We start from the raw sequence: 18,457 nt of genomic DNA on the forward strand, positions 1-18,457 counted from the left end.
ATTTTTTAGACAGGAGTAAGACGTTATGAGCAAGCAGTTTGCCCTCAGTAGCCTGTGCGCACTCAGTATGACGCTGATGACTGCACAGGCAGCCGAACCCCCGACATCCTTAGATAAACCGGAAGGCCGTCTGGATATTATTGCCTGGCCGGGCTACATCGAACGTGGACAGACCGATAAACAATATGATTGGGTCTCGCAGTTTGAGAAAGAGACCGGCTGCGCGGTCAATGTTAAAACAGCGGCCACTTCTGATGAAATGGTCAGCCTGATGGCAAAAGGCGGCTACGACCTGGTTACCGCTTCCGGCGATGCCTCATTGCGTCTGATTATGGGAAAACGCGTTCAGCCGATTAATACCGCGCTGATCCCTAACTGGAAAAGCATCGATCCGCGCGTGGTAAAAGGCGAGTGGTTTAACGTTGGCGGAAAAGTTTACGGCACACCATACCAGTGGGGGCCAAACCTGCTGATGTACAACACCAAAATTTTCCCAACGCCGCCGGATAGCTGGAACGTGGTATTTGTTGAGCAAAAACTTGGGGACGGAAAAAGCAATAAAGGGCGCGTTCAAGCCTACGATGGCCCGATCTATATTGCCGATGCTGCATTATTCGTTAAGGCGACTCAGCCGCAACTGGGCATTACCGATCCCTATCAGCTCACCGAACAACAGTATCAGGCGGTGATCAAAGTCCTGAGCGATCAACACGCGCTGATCCATCGCTATTGGCACGATACCACCGTGCAAATGAGCGACTTCAAAAACGAAGGTGTGGTGGCGTCCAGCGCCTGGCCTTATCAGGCGAACGCCCTGAAAGGAGAAGGCCAGCCTATTGCCACGGTCTTCCCAAAAGAAGGGGTTACCGGATGGGCTGATACCACCATGCTGCACAGCGAAGCCAAACACCCGGTGTGCGCTTACAAATGGATGAACTGGTCATTAACCCCGAAAGTTCAGGGCGACGTCGCAGCCTGGTTTGGTTCTCTGCCAGTCGTGCCTGAAGGTTGTAAAGCCAGCCCGCTGCTGGGTGAAAAGGGCTGTGAAACCAACGGCTATAGCTACTTTGACAAAATTGCCTTCTGGAAAACGCCGATCGCAGAAGGTGGCAAATTCGTTCCTTACAGTCGCTGGACGCAGGATTACATCGCCATTATGGGCGGTCGTTAATTCCGCTGGGGGTTTTATGACGTACGCAGTGGAGTTTCATAACGTCTCGCGTCTGTACGGGGATGTTCGTGCAGTTGATGGGGTGAGTATTGCGATTAACGACGGTGAGTTTTTCTCTATGCTGGGGCCATCCGGCTCCGGCAAGACCACTTGTCTGCGCCTTATTGCAGGGTTTGAGCAACTGTCAGGCGGCGCAATCACCATTTTTGGTAAGCAGGCCAGCGAATTGCCGCCCTGGGAACGGGACGTCAATACGGTATTTCAGGATTATGCGCTATTCCCGCATATGTCGATTCTCGACAATGTCGCCTACGGGCTGATGGTCAAAGGTATTGATAAAAAACAGCGTCACGCAAAAGCACGTGAAGCGCTGGATAAGGTTGCGCTCGGTTTTGTTTATGAACGCAAACCATCGCAACTTTCCGGTGGTCAGCGGCAACGCGTGGCGATTGCCCGCGCGCTGGTCAATGAACCGCGCGTCCTGCTGTTGGATGAACCGCTCGGGGCATTGGATCTTAAGCTGCGTGAGCAGATGCAGCTGGAACTGAAAAAGTTACAGCAATCCCTGGGTATCACCTTCATTTTTGTCACCCACGATCAGGGTGAAGCCCTGTCGATGTCCGATCGTGTGGCGGTGTTTAATAATGGTCGCATCGAACAGGTAGATTCTCCGCGTGAACTGTACATGCGTCCGCGCACACCGTTTGTGGCAAGTTTCGTCGGGACGTCAAATGTTTTTGATGAAACGATGTCAGCGAACGTTTGCGGGCTACAGGGTATGTTTTCCCTGCGTCCGGAACACATTCGCTTGAATGATACCAGTGGTGAAGTCCAGGCCCGGGGGGTTATCCAGGCGGTGCAGTACCAGGGTGCCGCGACACGTTTTGAGCTGAAACTTGTCGGCGGTGAAAAATTGCTGGTTAGCCAGGCGAACCTGACGGGAGAAATGCTGCCGACAACGCTGTCGCCGGGTCAACAGGTGATGGCATCGTGGTCACGCGACGTGATGGTACCGCTGGTTGAGGAGAGGTGAATGGCTATGAATGTCTTACATTCGCCTCCACAGTCGACAAGTCTGAACCGGATCTCAGGGTTCTTCTGGCGTAATCCAGGTCTGGGGCTGTTTTTGCTGCTCCTCGGACCGCTGATGTGGTTTGGGATCGTCTACTTCGGCTCATTACTGACGCTGTTATGGCAAGGTTTTTATACCTTCGATGATTTCACCATGTCGGTCACGCCCGACCTGACGCTGGCGAATTTGCAGGCGCTGTTTAATCCCGCCAACTACGACATCATTTTGCGTACCCTGACGATGGCGGTGGCGGTCACCATTGCCAGCGCGATTCTGGCGTTTCCGATGGCGTGGTATATGGCGCGATATACCAGTGGCAAAATGAAAGCCTTTTTTTACATTGCTGTGATGTTGCCGATGTGGGCCAGCTACATTGTTAAAGCCTACGCATGGACGTTACTGTTGGCTAAAGACGGGGTGGCGCAGTGGTTTTTAACTCATCTGGGACTGGAGCCTCTGCTGCTTTCGTTCCTGACGCTACCTGCGGTAGGCGGCAATACGTTGTCGACTTCAGGGTTAGGGCGTTTTCTGGTGTTCGTCTACATCTGGCTGCCTTTTATGATCCTGCCGGTACAGGCCGCGCTGGAGAGACTTCCGCCTTCGCTCTTACAGGCCTCCGCTGATTTGGGCGCTCGTCCGCATCAGACTTTCCGCTATGTGGTCCTGCCACTGGCGATACCCGGTATCGCGGCGGGGTCGATCTTTACTTTTTCTCTGACGTTGGGCGATTTTATCGTGCCGCAACTGGTGGGGCCGCCAGGCTATTTCATCGGCAATATGGTGTATTCGCAACAAGGGGCGATCGGCAATATGCCGATGGCGGCGGCATTTACTCTGGTGCCGATTGTGTTAATCGCACTGTATCTGGCGTTCGTGAAGCGTCTGGGAGCTTTCGATGCACTCTGAACGCGCGCCCTGGTTACTCAAACTGGCGGCATGGGGCGGGGTTATTTTCCTGCACTTTCCCATCCTCATCATCGCCACCTATGCTTTTAATACTGAGGAGGCTGCTTTTAGTTTTCCACCGCAGGGGTTAACGCTGAAGTGGTTTAGCGTTGCGGCGCAACGTAGCGATATTCTGGAATCGGTGACGTTGTCACTTAAAATCGCTGCATTGTCGACGGCCATTGCTCTCGTTCTGGGGACGCTGGCCGCTGCCGCACTGTGGCGCAGGGACTTTTTTGGTAAAAGCGCAATATCGCTGTTGCTGCTGTTGCCGATCGCGCTGCCGGGGATTATTACCGGTCTGGCGCTACTGACGGCGTTTAAAACTATCAACCTGGAACCCGGTTTTCTCACCATCGTGGTCGGCCATGCGACGTTTTGCGTGGTGGTGGTATTTAACAACGTCGTGGCGCGTTTTCGCCGTACCTCATGGAGTCTGGTTGAAGCGTCTATGGATCTTGGCGCCAACGGCTGGCAAACCTTTCGTTATGTCGTGCTGCCAAACCTGGCATCGGCACTGCTGGCGGGAGGGATGCTGGCGTTTGCTTTGTCGTTTGATGAAATCATCGTGACAACGTTCACCGCCGGACATGAAAGAACACTTCCTTTGTGGCTGCTCAATCAACTGGGTCGACCACGAGATGTGCCTGTCACCAACGTTGTGGCATTGCTGGTAATGCTGGTGACAACACTGCCAATTTTAGGGGCCTGGTGGCTAACGCGTGAAGGCGACACTCTCGCCGGAAACGGTAAATAAACGACGATATGGGAAATTGCTATGCAACATCAATTACTGATTAATGGCGAGCTGGTCAACGGTGAAGGTGAAAAGCAGCCAGTCTATAACCCTGCCACTGGAGAACGCATTCTGGAGATTGCCGAGGCGTCAGCCGGGCAGGTTGATGCGGCGGTACGTGCAGCAGACAACGCATTTTCCACCTGGGGACAAACCACACCGAAAGTCCGTTCCGAACTGCTGCTGAAACTGGCGGATGCTATCGCCGATAACGCGCAAACCTTCGCTGAGCTGGAATCGCTTAACTGTGGTAAGCCGCTGCACTGTGTCCTTAACGATGAAATTCCGGCAATCGTCGACGTTTTCCGCTTCTTCGCCGGGGCAGCTCGTACCCTGCAAGGACAGGCGGCCGGAGAGTATCTGGAAGGGCATACGTCGATGATTCGTCGGGATCCGCTGGGCGTGGTGGCCTCTATCGCGCCGTGGAACTACCCGCTGATGATGGCGGCGTGGAAACTGGCACCGGCGCTGGCGGCGGGTAACTGTGTGGTGATTAAACCGTCAGAAATTACCCCGCTAACGGCACTTAAACTGGCTGAATTTGCCAAAGATATTTATCCGCCTGGCGTTATCAACGTGCTTTTTGGCCGTGGCAAAACGGTGGGTGACCCGCTGACCGGTCATGAAAAAGTCCGGATGGTTTCCCTGACCGGCTCCATTGCGACCGGTGAACACATTATCCAGCACACCGCGCCTTCGATTAAGCGCACACATATGGAGCTGGGCGGCAAAGCCCCGGTCATCATTTTTGATGATGCCGATCTGGATGCGGTGGTGAGCGGCGTGCGAACCTTTGGGTATTACAACGCCGGGCAAGACTGTACCGCCGCTTGTCGAATCTATGCCCAGAAAGGCATTTATGACGCGTTGGTTGAGAAACTGGGTGCCGCGGTTGCCAGCCTGAAAATCGGTGCACCGAATGACGAATCGACGGAGTTGGGGCCGGTAAGCTCGCAGGCGCACCTCGATCGCGTGACTAAAGCGGTCGATGAAGCCAAAGCACTGGGGCATATCAAAGTCATCACCGGTGGTAAAAAAGTGGACGGCGCAGGCTACTATTTTGCTCCGACGCTGCTGGCCGGGGCGAAGCAGGAAGATGCTATCGTGCAGCGGGAAGTTTTCGGTCCGGTGGTCAGCGTCACCGTATTTGAGGATGAAGATCAGGTGCTGGCGTGGGCTAACGATTCGAAATACGGCCTGGCATCCTCCGTCTGGACTCGGGATGTGGGGCGCGCGCATCGATTTAGCGCTCGCCTGCAGTATGGTTGCACCTGGGTCAATACCCACTTCACGCTGGTCAGCGAGATGCCGCACGGCGGACAAAAACAGTCTGGTTATGGCAAGGATATGTCGGTTTACGGGCTGGAAGATTACACGATTGTTCGCCATGTCATGATCAAGCATGAGTAATATCTGAAGCGCGAGCGATAAATGCGGCACGGATAGCTAAATACTGGCAAACGTGTGTCTATATTATTCGCGCCACTGGCCTCGTCGCCATCGGACGGCGGTAAGTTGGAAATATCCGCGAGGTCAGGCTAATTGATACAACAAAGCCCCGGCTTATTAATGTCAGGGCTTTGTGCTTTCACGATCGTCATCCGGTTATCCGCGGCGCAAGCTGCAAATCCAGGCGAGTAGCGCACAGATGCTCAGAACCAGCCCCAGTTGTTGCACCATGCCTGCAACCCCCAGCATCATTCCCAGCAACAGGTAATAGCTTAATCCAAATAATGCACCGGCGGCCCCGGCCTGTTCACGATAGTGGCGTAGGGCCTGACTCAGCACATTAGGGATTGCGATGCCATAGGCAATCACCGCGCCGAAAACCGGTATCAGAATCCACGCGGAGTGCTGTAACCACCACGCGGCGAGGCCTGACAATGCTGCCAGCGCACAGGCATAACGTACCCTCTGTTCCGATGTCAGGTCTGTCGTCAATAATCTCCGGTTCAGCAGGCTGCCCGACAGCGAAGCAAACGCAAGTAGTCCCCCCGTCCAGCCAAAGGCTCTGGAACTCCATCCCAATTGCCCGAAAAGAAACGGAGCCAGGCTGTAATAGCTAAACAGCATGGTGTTCAGCAGCGCAACCAGCATGGTATTTTTCCACAGCTCGCGGTCATGCATCATGCGGGAGAGCAGTGCAGCAAGGCTGGGTCTGAGCGTATTTTCGGGCCGGGTTTCTGGCAGCATGGTCGCAGTCAGTAGTAGCAGTAGCAGCGCCAGCAGCACAAGGGCAATAAATACACCGGTATGACCATACAGGCTAACCAACCAACCTCCGCTTAGCAGGCCGAAAACGGGACTCAATGCCAGCGCAGCGCCCATCACGGAAAAGACGCGGGATAGTGCAGTTGATTCATAAGTGTCCCGTAGCATGGTCTGTACCACCACTGACCCGGCAGCCGCGCCGATGGCTGAGATCATCCGCGCCAGCAGCAAAACGCTGAAGTCAGTGGCAACCACGGCCAGGGCACAACCTGACCCATAGCAGATAAGTCCTGCCAGCATCGCCCAACGTCGACCGATGCAGTCGCTCAGCCAACCCCACATCGCCACGCCGATGGCGAAGGCAATAAAATAAACGGAGAGTGTTTGCGCCGCGCGCTCACTGCTTACGTGATAAGACGTGGCAATCCTTGGCAATGCCGGGCTATAAATGGTTTCCACCAGTTGCGGAAACATAATCAGCAAAGTAAGAAGCCACAGCGGCGGGCGGCGAAGAGTGTTCATAGCAATATCCAGAGAGACAGAAAACTGGCGGGCATTATTGCTGAAAGGGAGGTGTCGCATTACCATTATCAAGACTTTAAATATCAACTATCGGACAGATAATGGAAATTGCCCCGGATGATGATTTCGATGCGGATAGCTTTGATAAACCGGTAATCGGGATTGCCTCCGAGATGGGCGTACACGATTCAGGCCGGCATAGCCATCTTCGTCATCAGCTACTTTTTTCGGCTGCGGGAAGCATTACGATTGAGCTGGAGCATGCCCTGTGTCAGCTACCGCCACGGCGCGCGGTCTGGATCCCGGCTGGTACGGTACATCGCGCCATAATGCGCGGGGTGATGGCTTATCGTTCGTTGTATTTTTCAACTACATTGCCGTTATCTAAGTTACCGCTGCAGATAGTCGACGTTAATCCTCTCTTTTTTGAAGTAATAGAACGTATGGCTTTCTGGCCGTGGGAAATGCCTGCCGCGCAGCAGGCCAGTCTTATCACCGTTTTCTGTGAGGAAATGCGGGCCGCCCGCAGTGAAAACTGGACGTTGCAGTTTCCCTCAGATCCACGGCTGAACGTGTGGCTTGAAGGAGTACGCATGGGCGAATTGCCACCACGACTAAATCAATTATCCCAACGGGTTGGGGCATGCGAGAGGACGATCAGTCGAATATTTACCAGGGATACAGGGATGAATTATCAGAGCTGGCGGCAGCAATTTAGACTATTAAAAGCCATGGAGATGCTGGCTGACGGGGGGCAGATCAGCCAGGTGGCGCAATATCTGGAATTTGTCAGTGACAGTGCTTTTATCGCTTTTTTCCATCAGCATACCGGCACAACACCGAGCCGTTATGCGGGCAATATAATGCCGCAGAAGGATTAGGGGGATTACATACTAAGGATAATTTACCGGGTGGCAGGAGAGTGGGAAAATCGTGTACTAATGGCAGAGAGAAGAGCCTCTCTGCCAGCGGACGCTGCAATTAATCAAGAAGAACGACATCAAGCAAACCAGCCAAACCTTGCGGAAATCAGACTGAAAAGTCCTACAGCAGCAAATATATTTATCAGCACCACAGTTTTACTGGAAACATTCATTTGTGCCACCTTTCGTTTTAACCCTTATGGGTATAGTACGGGTTATAACTATCCGCAATAGTACGGATTCTGAACATAATGAAAACGGCTTGTTTTACCGGCGTTTCTCTTAAAATAATTAATAAAACTTGATGTGGGTCATGAAAAAGAGCATATTGCGCGCGATTTTACCTTTCGGCCCGGATGCCTGACATGTCTCTGTACCAAAAAATGCTGGTTTTTTATGCGGTGATGGCCGCTATCACGGCAATCATCACCTGGTTTCTTTCCCGCGATAAAAAGCGGATTCGTTTTCTCAGCGCGGTATTAGTCGGGGCGACCTGGCCGATGAGTTTTCCCGTCGCGTTAATGTTTTCTCTCTTCTGATGACGGCGTGAACGCCGTTTCAGGAGGAAAGCAGGGCATCTAATCGTTTTTTGTCGACTGCGCAAACATCCTGCGGATGCTGATATCCCACGTTTTCATTGGCGCGGGTATACAAAGCAACCAGCCAGTCGTAAACGTAACGGCTTGCGCCATGCGAAGGTTGTTCATCCAGTTTCGTCAACCGTAACATCGGCTGTTGCGCCGGGGCACTAAAAATAGCCGATCCTTTTTGGATCCTGCTGGCCGGACGCTGTTCCTCTGCCACGCTGGCAAATCCAAGCCAGGTAATAAAATCCCCAATATCGGCGTGAAGCTGCGCGGCGCAGACGTTTTCTCGCTGCATAATGCGCTGTAAGCGTTGCGGCATTTCCAGCCGATAGCTGGTGGTGACGAGGATATCGGCAACCTGCCTTAGCGTACGCGGCTCGAGACGTAAACGGCGCGCATTATTTTCATCGCGACACCACTGGCGCACGTGGTTAACCCACATTTTGTGCGCCTGATACCCGGTCTCTTTGCTTTCCGGCGAGTGCGGTGTGTCACGCACCTCGGCAAACAGGTCAATCTCTTCATTAAATAATCCGCTCACCTGTTCCTCGCGCGGCTGCTGAACACGCAGTAGCGACTCAAAGAGGCGCATCGGCGGGAGCAAACCGTCCAGGAGTTCGCCATGTTTTGCCGCCTGGGCCTGGAGCTGGCGGATCACCGACTCATTGCTACCCGATTCGGTTTCAACGGGGTTAATCCAGCCGATCAGGGTTTCGCGTACGCGCTGCTGGTGCTGCTCACGCAGGGAGGTCAATCTCGCCTGGCGTTGCTGGGGCGAGGTTGCCTGAGTCAGCCATTCGACGAGGCGTTGTAAGCTGTGTTTATCCAGCGCCTGCAGCGTGCCCCAGTGCAGTCCGGGCTTGCCCATTAATTGCTGCACAGATTCATCAAGATTTTGCTGAGTGCTAAACCGCGCATCCTGCGGAGTAATGGCCCAGACCACTCCCGGCAATGCAGCGTCATGTACGGGCTGAGTATCGTTAACCCAGCCCAGCAGCTTGCGGGTGATGGCGGGAGTCTGGGAGCGGGTAGATACCGCATTACAGATTAAAAGTACATCCGGTTGCAGATGCTGGCGATAATGTTCCAGCATCCAGCCTAATTTGGCCTGCCACAATGGATGGGGATGAACATCCGGGGCGAGGGGAATATCCAGCAGATCAACATTCTCCAGTACCGCGTCTTCAACCGTCAGGACCAGCTCGCGCGTGAGCAGCGCCAGCGAAGCCTGAGAAAGGCTGACCGCATTGAGCAACTGATCATTTTCTATTGGATGAACCACCACATCGCTTTGCGCCTCATTCCCGTTCAATGCTACCTGAGTCAGGAAACTCTCGGCAGGTAAACCAAAATGGTCAACCAGCAGGCTCAGCGGAGCCGCGAGTTCTTGCGCGCTCCCGGTTTGTTGCAGCGTATGCGCCAGCGCCAACCACTGTTGCGTCAACTCTGGTTGTTCTCCCCACAGTAACGCCCAGGCGTTTGCCCGGGTAGTCAGATCCAGAGCGGGTAGCAGCGTGGCAAACTGATACCATAGCGCGTCGTCAAATTGCTGCTGTCTGGCCGGTACGCAGGCGCGCCAGAAACGACCAATTGCCGCGACATCCTGCGCGGTAATGCCCGGCACCGGATGACGCTGGCGCAACGTTTGCCATTTTTCCAGGCGCGCCTCAATAATCGATTTCTCGACCTGGCGGTTATCCGCAAGCGCACAGAACTGGGTAATAAATAGCTGTACCAGTTCGGCTTCACTGAGTAGCCGCAGGCGCAACGGCCATTCACCATCGAGCGGATTTTCATCACGCGTAAAGCGGATCGCCATATTGGTTGGCGCATGACCAGGATTAATATGTGAAAAGTAATCAAAGCTGCGATCCGGGGTAACGATATTCACTTTGCCATTGGCGTTGCTGCACAATGCTGTGAGCAGGTGCGCTTTTGCCGATTGCGAATGTCCGTAAAGCCCAACGCATCCTCGCGATGAAAAGGTCGTCTTCAACGCAGATTCATTAACGGCGGCCAGGGTGAGCTGCGCCAACAGGGCATCCGCTTCATCATCAAGACGCGCCGCACGCTGACGGGTATCAGTTACCCACTCGATGGCGGCCTGCGCGGTGTTTAACATCTTACTCATTTCAGGTACACGCTCCCGCTATCAATCCAGTAATGGCTCCCGCTATGGCGTCGGTCTGCCAGCGTATTCAGTTTTAACGTTAAGGCATTGGCGGCAACGGGAGTGCCATCCTGTAACCACGCATCGCTCAGTACGAAGAATTCCGGGCCGCTTTCTTTGCTACCACCGCGTAGCTGCAGCCGTACATTCAACACGCCATCTCCGGCGATGGTTTTTGCCAGTTCGGCAGAATTTATGCTGAGCGTATACAGCGGTGTGGCAGGCCAACGGCTGTTGGCCAGTTGACGGAAACCTAACGTAACGTTGCCGCGCAATGGGAAGTGCAGGCGGGCATCCAGCTTCGCGCCGGGCTTATCCAGATCGATATCGTGATACCAGATGTTCTCATCGCGCAGCGTATTGACCGTATTATCCAACACGCCGAGATAACGTACGGTCGAGTAAGCGCCGATATCGGCAGCTTTAAAGTTGAAACGCGGCAAGCGTAGATCCAGCGCCAGGCTACACAACATGGCACCAACTGCTGCGGTGGATTTGGGGTTACCAATCCGCCCTTGTTGGCTGAACGGATACCACTCATGTACGCGGTAGTTATCCATCCAGATCATACGATTAACCGGAACGGGCTGCAGATGGCGGATCAACGCCTGTACGCCCGGTAAACAGGCGGGTCTGCCGGTCACTAATAAAATATCGCAGCGATAGTGTGAAATGGCCTCACAGACCGCATGCAGTGGGGAGGTCAGGGTAAACTGGCCCGCCAGTAACGCTTCTTGTAACTGCCTGAACTGCACCTGTAACGGCACGCTCAACACATCAAACGCTGGCGATCCCGCAGGCAACGCATGATCGATAGCCTGCTGGATGTAATTCAGCACGTTGCGCGTTGGTTGCTGGCTCAGGAGTTCGCCAAAGGTGGCATGCAGACCCGCTACCGGATCGTTAATATCACTTTGTTCCCAGGCTGAAAGTACCGCATGACCGAGCGGCATAAAGAGTTGTAACGCCGTTTGTTGACGCAAAATCGCCTGGGTGTCGATGCGCCCGGAATCGCCAAATAGCGTGGCCAGCAATGCGGCGGCGTCGGTCACGCCAGCCTGTTGCAGACGGGTTTGCAGCGCAGGCAACACGCAACGCTGAATCACGTCCAGCAGCATGTCATCGCCCGCAACCTTAAAGCCTTCACGGAACAGCAGGTGCGGGGTAATTTTGACGTTTGTACCCACGCCGTCATCAAGCTGGTAATGGACGACGGCCATATCCGTTGTCCCGCCGCCAATGTCGATCGATGCCACGCGCAGCGCACGACCTTTAGTCTCACCAGGCTCCGGCAGACGGTCCGGGCGGGCAAGGGCGTTAAAGAACGATTCGGTGTGACCATCGTAGTGAGAGATAGCTTCGTTATACAGCCACACCAGTTGCCCGCAGCTGGCCTCATCCCATTCCATCTGGATCTCAGGTACGGGAACCACGCTCTTTTCCTGCTGTTTACGGGTGGTGAAGTCTTCATCCTGCGGGTGCCAGCCCATCGCTTTCCAGACCAACGCAATAGCTTCAAACATGCGCAGGCGGAAAATCTCACGCTCCTGTTTGGGCATCGCCGACGGCAGGGTCAGGATCAGCGTACGCAACTGACGAGGAGATGCCGGGAATCCGAGGCGCAAACGCGTCGCCACGCTGTTAATTTGCCCCAGCGCCTGGGCCAGTATTTCGCACAACATATGCGTCATCAGCGTACTGCGGCTGTATTGCGGTGAGAATACCGGCAGACGATCATCCTGCGGCAGGCTGAACAGCGGTTGCCCGTCATCGTTCATCAGGTTCATCAGCGGGAAGGCGGTAGCCAGTGGTTCGCGCTGGGTTTTGCCATTCATCTGGCTAAAGCGCCAGTCATGCAACACCGGCGTTTCGTCCCACAGATAACGGCGCGGGCTGGAGATCCCACTGCTGCCTTCAGTGCCCATGCGCTGCATCGCCAGCTTTCGGGCTTCATCGCCAACGCGGACAATCGACGGCCAGATAAAGGCATCATCACGACCGCTCTCCACGGAAAAGTGCTGCTTACCAAAACGCGCTTCGGAAAACTCCAGTCGGCTGGTGAACAACGGATCGTTGAGAAACTGTGGCTCGCTTAACGAACGCACCTGCAATTCGGCTGTCTGGCGCAGTCCGTCATTGGCATCCCCGTGATCTTCAATCAGGACGCCACAGGTATGGGTGTTACCGATATCCAGGATAAGATCAACGGGAATGGCGGGCGTGCTAAGGGTATGCGTGACCAGTTTCACTTCCGGGACGGAAAGCTGCTCGCCTAACAGGGTCAGCACATTCAGCCAGTGCGCCTGATATTCAAAGTTACGCAGCGCCTGCTGGATCTCTTGTTCTGAGCGGTTCTCATGCTGTGTGACATGATGCATAAAGGATTCGCGCAACCAGCCGTCAATCCAGGTCTGGTCGAGGAAATCGGCAATTTCGTTGTCATGCCAGGCCAGCGCAAATCGCGTACCGTTCAGCAGGTCATTTTCGTTGGGGGTTAACGCCGCAGGGGCATTTTCAGTGAGCTGGCTGTCCAGCGCCACGGTGACGCGGTGGGTGTTGCCCGCGCTGTCAGGTTGCGCCAGCTTTCGCACCTGTACGCGCGCCCAGTTATCCGGGCCTTCAACGAACGTACGCGGCGGATTAAAGCGCAGGAACGGCAGCGGCAGCCAGACACCGTCGAGCACGTCCAGCGAATAATGCAGCTTCTGGGTGCTTTCCGGCTTCACCACTTCGGGCTGAGCGCCGGTGCTGCCTGGTAAGGTATAACGTCCGGTTGTCAGATCGAAATCCAGCCGCAGCAGGGGACCATTTGCCGTTTTGCGCACAAAGCGGCCATGATGCGCAGATTCCTGCGGCGTCAGGCCAAAATCCAGAAATTGCACACCGCTATTGGCGATGAGCGTCACGCTCTGTTTGTAGTCACACAGATTCACCAACATAAAATCAGGCACCTATCTTTTTGATCGTCAGAGGGATTTCCGCGTGATCGTCATAACGTGCGGTACAGGCGGCGACGTCATTGGTTCCCGCTTTGCAGGTAATTTCCGGCATCGGATAACGTGACCCGTCCGTACAACGGGCATTCCCGCGACTCTTAATCATTAATTCACCTGACTGATGCAAACCGGAGAAAATCTCGGCACGACAAACAATATTGTCGCCATGAACCACGCGCGCCGTGCCTTTATTGGCCTGGATCTGATAGCGCAGCGACGGCGCTTTACCGCTAACCGGATCTTTAACATCAACCATTACGCGCCAGTTACCGTTGAGAAAACGCGTCGTTCCTGCCTTCATCTGGTTGGCATCCATCACCAGCGCATCTTTCGGAATCGCGGCGATCACGACCGGTCCCTCGACAGGTTTTTCTTTTTTGGCGACCGGAACCACTTCAGCCCGATGCAGCGGCAGTGCAGATGTCAGTTCTGGCAGCGGTGCTATATCTGACTTAGCGACGTCTGCAGGGGGAACAGCGGGTACGGGCGGGGTGGGCTGTTGCTTCCACAGCAGCGGCCCAACCATGGCTGCAATGATCACCGCGGCAACGGGCAGGCTCCACAACGGCAAGCGGCGTGCGGGTTTCTTCTGTGCGAGCGGCGGCGAGACTTCCGGTTCGTTAACAACGACCGGGGGTTGTGGTTCAGGTTCAGCCGGTTTAGGTAGCTCAACGACTGGAGTCAACAAAGGCGCGTCGGCCTCGACGAAGGTGATTTGGGCAGTGATTTCTTCTTCCGGCTCAGGCTCCGCTACGGTGACGACCGGAGGAATATCGGCAAGGCGCAGGCAATCGAGCACATCGTCGCGAGGATTTTCATTCAGATTGACGAAACCCCAGAACGTAATAACGGGTTTACCTTCAACCAGAAACACGTGATTCTCACCAGGAAACTGGATGGCTTTTTCCAGCAGTGAGCCAAACAGTTGCAGGGAGGTTTTACCCGATTGCAGACTTTTACGGCTCAGCGCCGCCGCATTTTCCAGCGTGCTTCCCAGATAGCGCAGCGCACGAAAACGGGCCTCTTCATCAGCGGCTTTCCATGCAACGGCTTTCCCTTCAATCGGCGAATACCAGTCAACGCGATCGCCGTTGTCGTTAATTTGTGGGATCGCCAGACAATCCACCATCGCCTGCTGTTTACGCAGGCGAAGCGTTTCACGAATTTGCAATGCTGAATCAAACACGGCCTGACCACCGCCGCCCACGGCCTGATAGTCATCCAAATTGCCGCTGCGCAAGAGAGTTTTTGCCACGTTGTTACCCCTTAGACTTCTTCACGTATCTACTTTACGTTTTATAAAAACGAGCAAACGGTGGAAGAGAGGCAAAAAGGGGCGAATTTTCATGGCATAGAGTGCCGGGAAAAATCTTGACGTTTTAAAAAAGACTTAAGGGAAATTAATTCGCTTAGGGTGATGAATTATTCAGCGAAATACACCGGATTAGAATAACCTGATAGTGATTTGTTATTGGTCAGTTTTTGTCAGCTATGCTCTGATATCCCGGTTAATAATAAAATAAGAAGGCTTATAACCATGATTGCAAGGAAAACAACGTTACTCGCGCTGGCGCTCAGCGCCGTCTTACCATCAGGCGCGGCGTTCGCGGCCAATACTGACACTCTCATTTACTGCTCAGAAGCGTCGCCAGAGTCATTTAACCCGCAAATCGCCAGTTCCGGTCCATCGTTTGTGGCCAGCTCACAGGTGCTCTACAACCGACTCATCAACTTTGATCCGGTAAAAAATACGCCAGTTCCGTCTCTGGCAACGGACTGGACGATTTCGCCGGACGGTAAGACCTACACTTTTACCCTGCGTCAGGGCGTGAAATTCAACAGTAATAAATTCTTCAAACCAACCCGTGACTTCAACGCTGATGACGTGGTTTTCTCGGTATTACGACAGAAAGATGCCGATCATCCGTACCACAAAATTTCTCAGGGAAGCTACGAATACTTCAACGATGTCGGTCTGGATAAACTGATTAAAGAAGTGAAGAAGGTCGATGATTATCACGTTCAGTTTATCCTTAATGAACCTAATGCCGCGTTTCTTGCCGACTGGGGAATGGATTTTGCCTCCATCCTTTCTGCGGAATATGCCGACGTGATGCTGAAAAAAGGCACTCCGGAAAACGTCGATAACTGGCCAATTGGCACCGGGCCATACGTGTTGCAGCAGTACAAGCAGGATTCGCAAATCCGCTATCTCGCCAACCCGAACTACTGGGACGGCGCTGTCCCCACGAAGCACCTGATCTTCTCAATCACGCCAAACGTTCAGACCCGATTGGCGAAACTGCAAACCAATGAATGCCAGATAATTCCGGCACCTGCGCCCGTACAGTTTGACGAGATTAAGAAGAATAAAGATTTGACGCTGCATTCGGTTGAAGCGCTGAACGTCGGCTATCTGGCGTTTAATACCGAGAAAAAACCGTTTGATAACGTGCTGGTGCGTCAGGCGCTTAACTACGCGACAGACAAAAAGGCCATTATTAACGCCGTCTTTTTAGGTTCCGGTACGGTGGCAAAATCGCCAATTCCGCCGAATATGTTGGGATTCAATAAAGATCTGCAGGATTACGCTTATGACCCGCAAAAAGCGAAAGATCTGCTGAAACAGGCGGGACTGGAAAACGGCTTTGAAGCGACGCTGTGGTCAATGCCGGTTCAGCGCCCATACAACCCGAACTCCCGACGGATTGCCGAGATGATCCAAAGCGACTGGGCGAAGGTTGGCGTGAAGGCGAAAATTGTGTCGTACGAGTGGGGCGAATATCTCTCCGGAATGCGTAAAGGTGAGCATGACACCGCGTTGTTCGGTTGGATGTCAGACAACGGCGATCCGGACAACTTCGCCGATGTACTGCTGGGCTGTGACAGCATTAAAACCGGATCTAACGCCGCGCGCTGGTGCGATAAAGAGTATAATTCGCTGGTTCAAAAGGCGAAACTGGTGAGTAAACCGGAAGAACGCGCCGCGCTTTACCAGCAGTCGCAAGAGATTTTCTACCAGCAGGCTCCGTGGATTGCGTTAGCAAACGGGAAAACGTTTTACGCGACGCGCAGCAACGTCAGCGGATACAGCGTTAGCCTGATGGGCAGCGATTTTTCAAAAGCAAAATTAAATTAATGAGTTAAGGAGAGGTTATGTCGCATCTGGATGAGGTCAGCGCACGTGTTGATGCCGCCATTGAAGAGAGCGTCATTACGCATATGAATGAATTGCTGATTGAACTCAGCGATGATGTCGTGCTGAGCCGGGAAGAACGTTACACCCAGCAACAGCGTTTGCGTACGGCTATCGCACATCATGGCCGTCAGCATAAAGAGGATATGGAAACCCGTCGCGAACAGTTGACCAAAGGCGGCACAATCCTTTAATTCATTGTTGCCAGATGGCGAAGTAACACCTTATCCGGCCTGCATGTTCAGGCCGGATAAGCGCAATTAAAACGAACGTCTCGCCACCAGCCAGGCCCCAACAACCAGCAGCACCGCGCCGCAGACCGGCCCCACCAACGCCCGCAGCGGCACGCCATGACTGCGCAGAATATCCAGCACCAGTCCGCCGATTAACTGGCTGGCCACCAGCACCGCGATAGTGGTTGCTGCACCCACATTTTGGTATCCACTGATGCTGGCAAAAACAAAGAACGATCCCAGCAAGCCAGGGATTAGCGTCCACCAGCGCACGTTGGAAACCAGTTCCCCAAACCCCGCCATACCTTGCTTAAACCACAGTATGCTGGCAAACAGCACGATCCCGACCAGCGAGTTAAGTAACATGGCGATGAGGATCGTCGAGGACGTCTGCGTGATGCGTACCATCAAGGTATTTTGCACCACCAGACCAATACCTGCGGCAATCAGAAAGGAGAGGGTTAGCGTCTGGTTCATCTGCTGGCATCCGGTTCGCGGCGATCGTCTAACTGCAACTGCATAAAAGTCAGATCCAGCCAGCGCCCAAATTTCGTGCCAACCTGTGGCATTTGCGCGGTGGTTTTAAAACCCAGCGTGCTGTGCAGATGCAGCGATGCCTGATTCTGAGACTCAATGCCCGCAACCATCACATGCTTGCCGCACGCGCGGGCTTCTTCTATCAGTCTGCTGAGCAGCGCTCGTCCCAGGCCTTTACCCTGATGAGCAGGATGGACATACACCGAATGTTCAACAGTATGACGGAATCCATCAAAGTTACGCCAGTCGCCAAAGGAGGCGTACCCTGTAATTACGCCATTCTCTTCACTCACCAGCACCGGATAGCCCATCAACTGGCGGGCTTGATACCATGAGATACGGTTTTCGGCATCGACCGTTTGATCGTTCCAGATAGCCGCCGTATGCAGTACCGCATGGTTGTAGATTTCTGCAATGGCGGCACAATCTTCTTTGCTGGCAAATCGAATGGACATGTTGAACCTCAGGGATTGTTCACTATAGTATTACAATATGAATACTATTGAAGACAGCATAAATCAACGGATCGGTGCAAGAATTCGCATTGAGCGGGAGTCTCGCGGCTGGTCTCTGACGGAACTCGCTGAACGCGCAGGCGTGTCGCGGGCGATGATCCATAAAATAGAGCGCGGTGAGAGCAGCCCAACGGCCACGCTGCTGGGCAGGCTCTCCGGTGCCTTTGGTATCAGCATGTCTATGCTGATGGCGCGGGCCGAAATGCAGGAGGGAAAGCTGCTGCGCTTCGCTGATCAGCCTGTCTGGCACGACCCGCAAAGCCACTATCTGCGCCGCCACGTTTCACCGCGCAGCGATCTGCCTATTGATCTGGTGCAGATAGAATTGCCCGCCGGAAGCGACATCCCGATGCCAGCCTCTTCCTATGTGCAGGCAAGACAACTTATCTGGCTACAGCAGGGGGAATTGGTCTTTGTGGAAGGGGACGTGCGTCATGAAATGCGGGCTGGCGATTGCCTGGAGCTTGGTCCGCCGAATGATTGTCGGTTTATCAATGAAACCGCACACCCCTGCGTTTACCTGGTTGTGCGGTTAAATCATGTCGTCAGCTAACTGGCGGACACAGGCTGCTACTATTGATGG

General features: G+C 53.9%; 17 protein-coding genes. 10 read left to right on the forward strand and 7 right to left on the reverse strand.

Annotated features, from left to right (window positions below; genetic code table 11):
• Positions 1 to 25: 25 nt before the first annotated feature.
• Genes ydcS through patD form a run of 5 tightly spaced genes read left to right on the forward strand, consistent with a single transcriptional unit; the run spans position 26 to position 5,394 of the window.
• Entirely contained in the window at positions 26 to 1,171 is a 1,146-nt protein-coding gene (ydcS, locus tag HV350_RS12475) for a putative ABC transporter substrate-binding protein YdcS (protein WP_016153154.1), read from the forward strand.
• Positions 1,172 to 1,187: 16 nt separating this feature from the next.
• The gene (locus HV350_RS12480) at positions 1,188 to 2,204 is read left to right on the forward strand and encodes an ABC transporter ATP-binding protein (protein WP_016156582.1); all 1,017 of its coding nucleotides are present in this window, start codon (positions 1,188 to 1,190) and stop codon (positions 2,202 to 2,204) included.
• The gene (locus tag HV350_RS12485) at positions 2,205 to 3,149 is read left to right on the forward strand and encodes an ABC transporter permease (protein ID WP_016153152.1); all 945 of its coding nucleotides are present in this window, start codon (positions 2,205 to 2,207) and stop codon (positions 3,147 to 3,149) included. It begins immediately after the preceding gene.
• Positions 3,139 to 3,945: an ABC transporter permease gene (locus tag HV350_RS12490; protein WP_003020204.1), complete on the forward strand. Its 807-nt coding sequence runs from the start codon at positions 3,139 to 3,141 to the stop codon at positions 3,943 to 3,945. Before HV350_RS12485 ends, HV350_RS12490 begins: the two co-directional genes overlap by 11 nt.
• 21 nt (positions 3,946 to 3,966) lie before the next feature.
• Positions 3,967 to 5,394, forward strand: a complete 1,428-nt coding sequence (gene patD / locus HV350_RS12495) for an aminobutyraldehyde dehydrogenase (RefSeq protein WP_047358126.1) — start codon at positions 3,967 to 3,969, stop codon at positions 5,392 to 5,394.
• 195 nt (positions 5,395 to 5,589) lie between these two features.
• Here patD and HV350_RS12500 read toward each other — a convergent pair whose 3' ends face one another.
• Entirely contained in the window at positions 5,590 to 6,717 is a 1,128-nt protein-coding gene (locus tag HV350_RS12500) for a multidrug effflux MFS transporter (RefSeq protein WP_181630592.1), read from the reverse strand.
• A gap of 101 nt (positions 6,718 to 6,818) precedes the next feature.
• Here HV350_RS12500 and HV350_RS12505 point away from each other — a divergent pair, with 101 nt between their 5' ends.
• Complete coding sequence (locus HV350_RS12505) at positions 6,819 to 7,598, forward strand: helix-turn-helix transcriptional regulator (protein ID WP_049271609.1); 780 nt, start codon at positions 6,819 to 6,821, stop codon at positions 7,596 to 7,598.
• 119 nt (positions 7,599 to 7,717) lie between these two features.
• Here the strand turns inward: HV350_RS12505 and yncL are convergent, their stop codons facing one another.
• Positions 7,718 to 7,813 (reverse strand): stress response membrane protein YncL, encoded by a 96-nt coding sequence (gene yncL / locus HV350_RS12510; protein WP_071524268.1) that lies wholly within the window; start codon positions 7,811 to 7,813, stop codon positions 7,718 to 7,720.
• Between the two features lie 192 nt (positions 7,814 to 8,005).
• Here yncL and HV350_RS12515 point away from each other — a divergent pair, with 192 nt between their 5' ends.
• Positions 8,006 to 8,179, forward strand: coding sequence for a GhoT/OrtT family toxin (locus HV350_RS12515; protein WP_016153148.1), 174 nt, complete (start codon positions 8,006 to 8,008; stop codon positions 8,177 to 8,179).
• Positions 8,180 to 8,198: 19 nt separating this feature from the next.
• On the opposite strand, the gene HV350_RS12520 is transcribed toward HV350_RS12515, so the two are convergent.
• From HV350_RS12520 to HV350_RS12530, 3 genes are read right to left on the reverse strand one after another with little or no spacing between them, the layout of a single operon-like run.
• The gene (locus HV350_RS12520; protein WP_181630595.1) at positions 8,199 to 10,358 is read right to left on the reverse strand and encodes a virulence factor SrfC family protein; all 2,160 of its coding nucleotides are present in this window, start codon (positions 10,356 to 10,358) and stop codon (positions 8,199 to 8,201) included.
• Positions 10,355 to 13,336: a virulence factor SrfB gene (locus tag HV350_RS12525; protein WP_047358152.1), complete on the reverse strand. Its 2,982-nt coding sequence runs from the start codon at positions 13,334 to 13,336 to the stop codon at positions 10,355 to 10,357. The genes HV350_RS12520 and HV350_RS12525 overlap by 4 nt, the downstream gene beginning before the upstream one ends.
• Before the next feature lie 4 nt (positions 13,337 to 13,340).
• Positions 13,341 to 14,648 (reverse strand): SrfA family protein, encoded by a 1,308-nt coding sequence (locus HV350_RS12530; RefSeq protein ID WP_181630596.1) that lies wholly within the window; start codon positions 14,646 to 14,648, stop codon positions 13,341 to 13,343.
• Between the two features lie 282 nt (positions 14,649 to 14,930).
• On the opposite strand from HV350_RS12530, the gene HV350_RS12535 reads away from it, so the two are divergent.
• On the forward strand, positions 14,931 to 16,532 hold the full coding sequence (locus HV350_RS12535) for an ABC transporter substrate-binding protein (RefSeq protein WP_181630598.1): 1,602 nt from the start codon (positions 14,931 to 14,933) through the stop codon (positions 16,530 to 16,532).
• A gap of 17 nt (positions 16,533 to 16,549) precedes the next feature.
• Positions 16,550 to 16,783 carry a YdcY family protein gene (locus HV350_RS12540; RefSeq protein ID WP_016153143.1) on the forward strand — a complete coding sequence of 78 codons (234 nt, stop codon included), beginning with the start codon at positions 16,550 to 16,552 and terminating at the stop codon, positions 16,781 to 16,783.
• 66 nt (positions 16,784 to 16,849) lie between these two features.
• Here HV350_RS12540 and HV350_RS12545 read toward each other — a convergent pair whose 3' ends face one another.
• Together HV350_RS12545 and mddA are read right to left on the reverse strand one after the other, a co-directional pair.
• The gene (locus HV350_RS12545) at positions 16,850 to 17,299 is read right to left on the reverse strand and encodes a DMT family transporter (RefSeq protein ID WP_181630600.1); all 450 of its coding nucleotides are present in this window, start codon (positions 17,297 to 17,299) and stop codon (positions 16,850 to 16,852) included.
• Positions 17,296 to 17,814, reverse strand: a complete 519-nt coding sequence (gene mddA / locus HV350_RS12550; RefSeq protein ID WP_016156571.1) for an L-methionine sulfoximine/L-methionine sulfone acetyltransferase — start codon at positions 17,812 to 17,814, stop codon at positions 17,296 to 17,298. The genes HV350_RS12545 and mddA overlap by 4 nt, the downstream gene beginning before the upstream one ends.
• Before the next feature lie 37 nt (positions 17,815 to 17,851).
• On the opposite strand from mddA, the gene HV350_RS12555 reads away from it, so the two are divergent.
• Positions 17,852 to 18,427, forward strand: a complete 576-nt coding sequence (locus tag HV350_RS12555) for an XRE family transcriptional regulator (RefSeq protein ID WP_046275593.1) — start codon at positions 17,852 to 17,854, stop codon at positions 18,425 to 18,427.
• Positions 18,428 to 18,457 lie beyond the last annotated feature (30 nt).

The organism is Citrobacter sp. RHBSTW-01013 (assembly GCF_013781985.1).
Lineage (GTDB): Bacteria > Pseudomonadota > Gammaproteobacteria > Enterobacterales > Enterobacteriaceae > Citrobacter > Citrobacter braakii.

What these genes read in the sequence shown, in the direction of transcription:
- HV350_RS12525 (WP_047358152.1), bottom strand. Translation starts at nt 13,336, where the DNA reads ATGTTGGTGAATCTGTGTGACTACAAACAGAGCGTGACGCTCATCGCC.
- HV350_RS12515 (WP_016153148.1), top strand. Translation starts at nt 8,006, where the DNA reads ATGTCTCTGTACCAAAAAATGCTGGTTTTTTATGCGGTGATGGCCGCT.
- HV350_RS12500 (WP_181630592.1), bottom strand. Translation starts at nt 6,717, where the DNA reads ATGAACACTCTTCGCCGCCCGCCGCTGTGGCTTCTTACTTTGCTGATT.
- HV350_RS12535 (WP_181630598.1), top strand. Translation starts at nt 14,931, where the DNA reads ATGATTGCAAGGAAAACAACGTTACTCGCGCTGGCGCTCAGCGCCGTC.
- HV350_RS12555 (WP_046275593.1), top strand. Translation starts at nt 17,852, where the DNA reads ATGAATACTATTGAAGACAGCATAAATCAACGGATCGGTGCAAGAATT.
- HV350_RS12480 (WP_016156582.1), top strand. Translation starts at nt 1,188, where the DNA reads ATGACGTACGCAGTGGAGTTTCATAACGTCTCGCGTCTGTACGGGGAT.
- HV350_RS12485 (WP_016153152.1), top strand. Translation starts at nt 2,205, where the DNA reads ATGGCTATGAATGTCTTACATTCGCCTCCACAGTCGACAAGTCTGAAC.
- yncL (WP_071524268.1), bottom strand. Translation starts at nt 7,813, where the DNA reads ATGAATGTTTCCAGTAAAACTGTGGTGCTGATAAATATATTTGCTGCT.
- ydcS (WP_016153154.1), top strand. Translation starts at nt 26, where the DNA reads ATGAGCAAGCAGTTTGCCCTCAGTAGCCTGTGCGCACTCAGTATGACG.
- mddA (WP_016156571.1), bottom strand. Translation starts at nt 17,814, where the DNA reads ATGTCCATTCGATTTGCCAGCAAAGAAGATTGTGCCGCCATTGCAGAA.
- HV350_RS12520 (WP_181630595.1), bottom strand. Translation starts at nt 10,358, where the DNA reads ATGAGTAAGATGTTAAACACCGCGCAGGCCGCCATCGAGTGGGTAACT.
- HV350_RS12490 (WP_003020204.1), top strand. Translation starts at nt 3,139, where the DNA reads ATGCACTCTGAACGCGCGCCCTGGTTACTCAAACTGGCGGCATGGGGC.
- patD (WP_047358126.1), top strand. Translation starts at nt 3,967, where the DNA reads ATGCAACATCAATTACTGATTAATGGCGAGCTGGTCAACGGTGAAGGT.
- HV350_RS12540 (WP_016153143.1), top strand. Translation starts at nt 16,550, where the DNA reads ATGTCGCATCTGGATGAGGTCAGCGCACGTGTTGATGCCGCCATTGAA.
- HV350_RS12505 (WP_049271609.1), top strand. Translation starts at nt 6,819, where the DNA reads ATGGAAATTGCCCCGGATGATGATTTCGATGCGGATAGCTTTGATAAA.
- HV350_RS12545 (WP_181630600.1), bottom strand. Translation starts at nt 17,299, where the DNA reads ATGAACCAGACGCTAACCCTCTCCTTTCTGATTGCCGCAGGTATTGGT.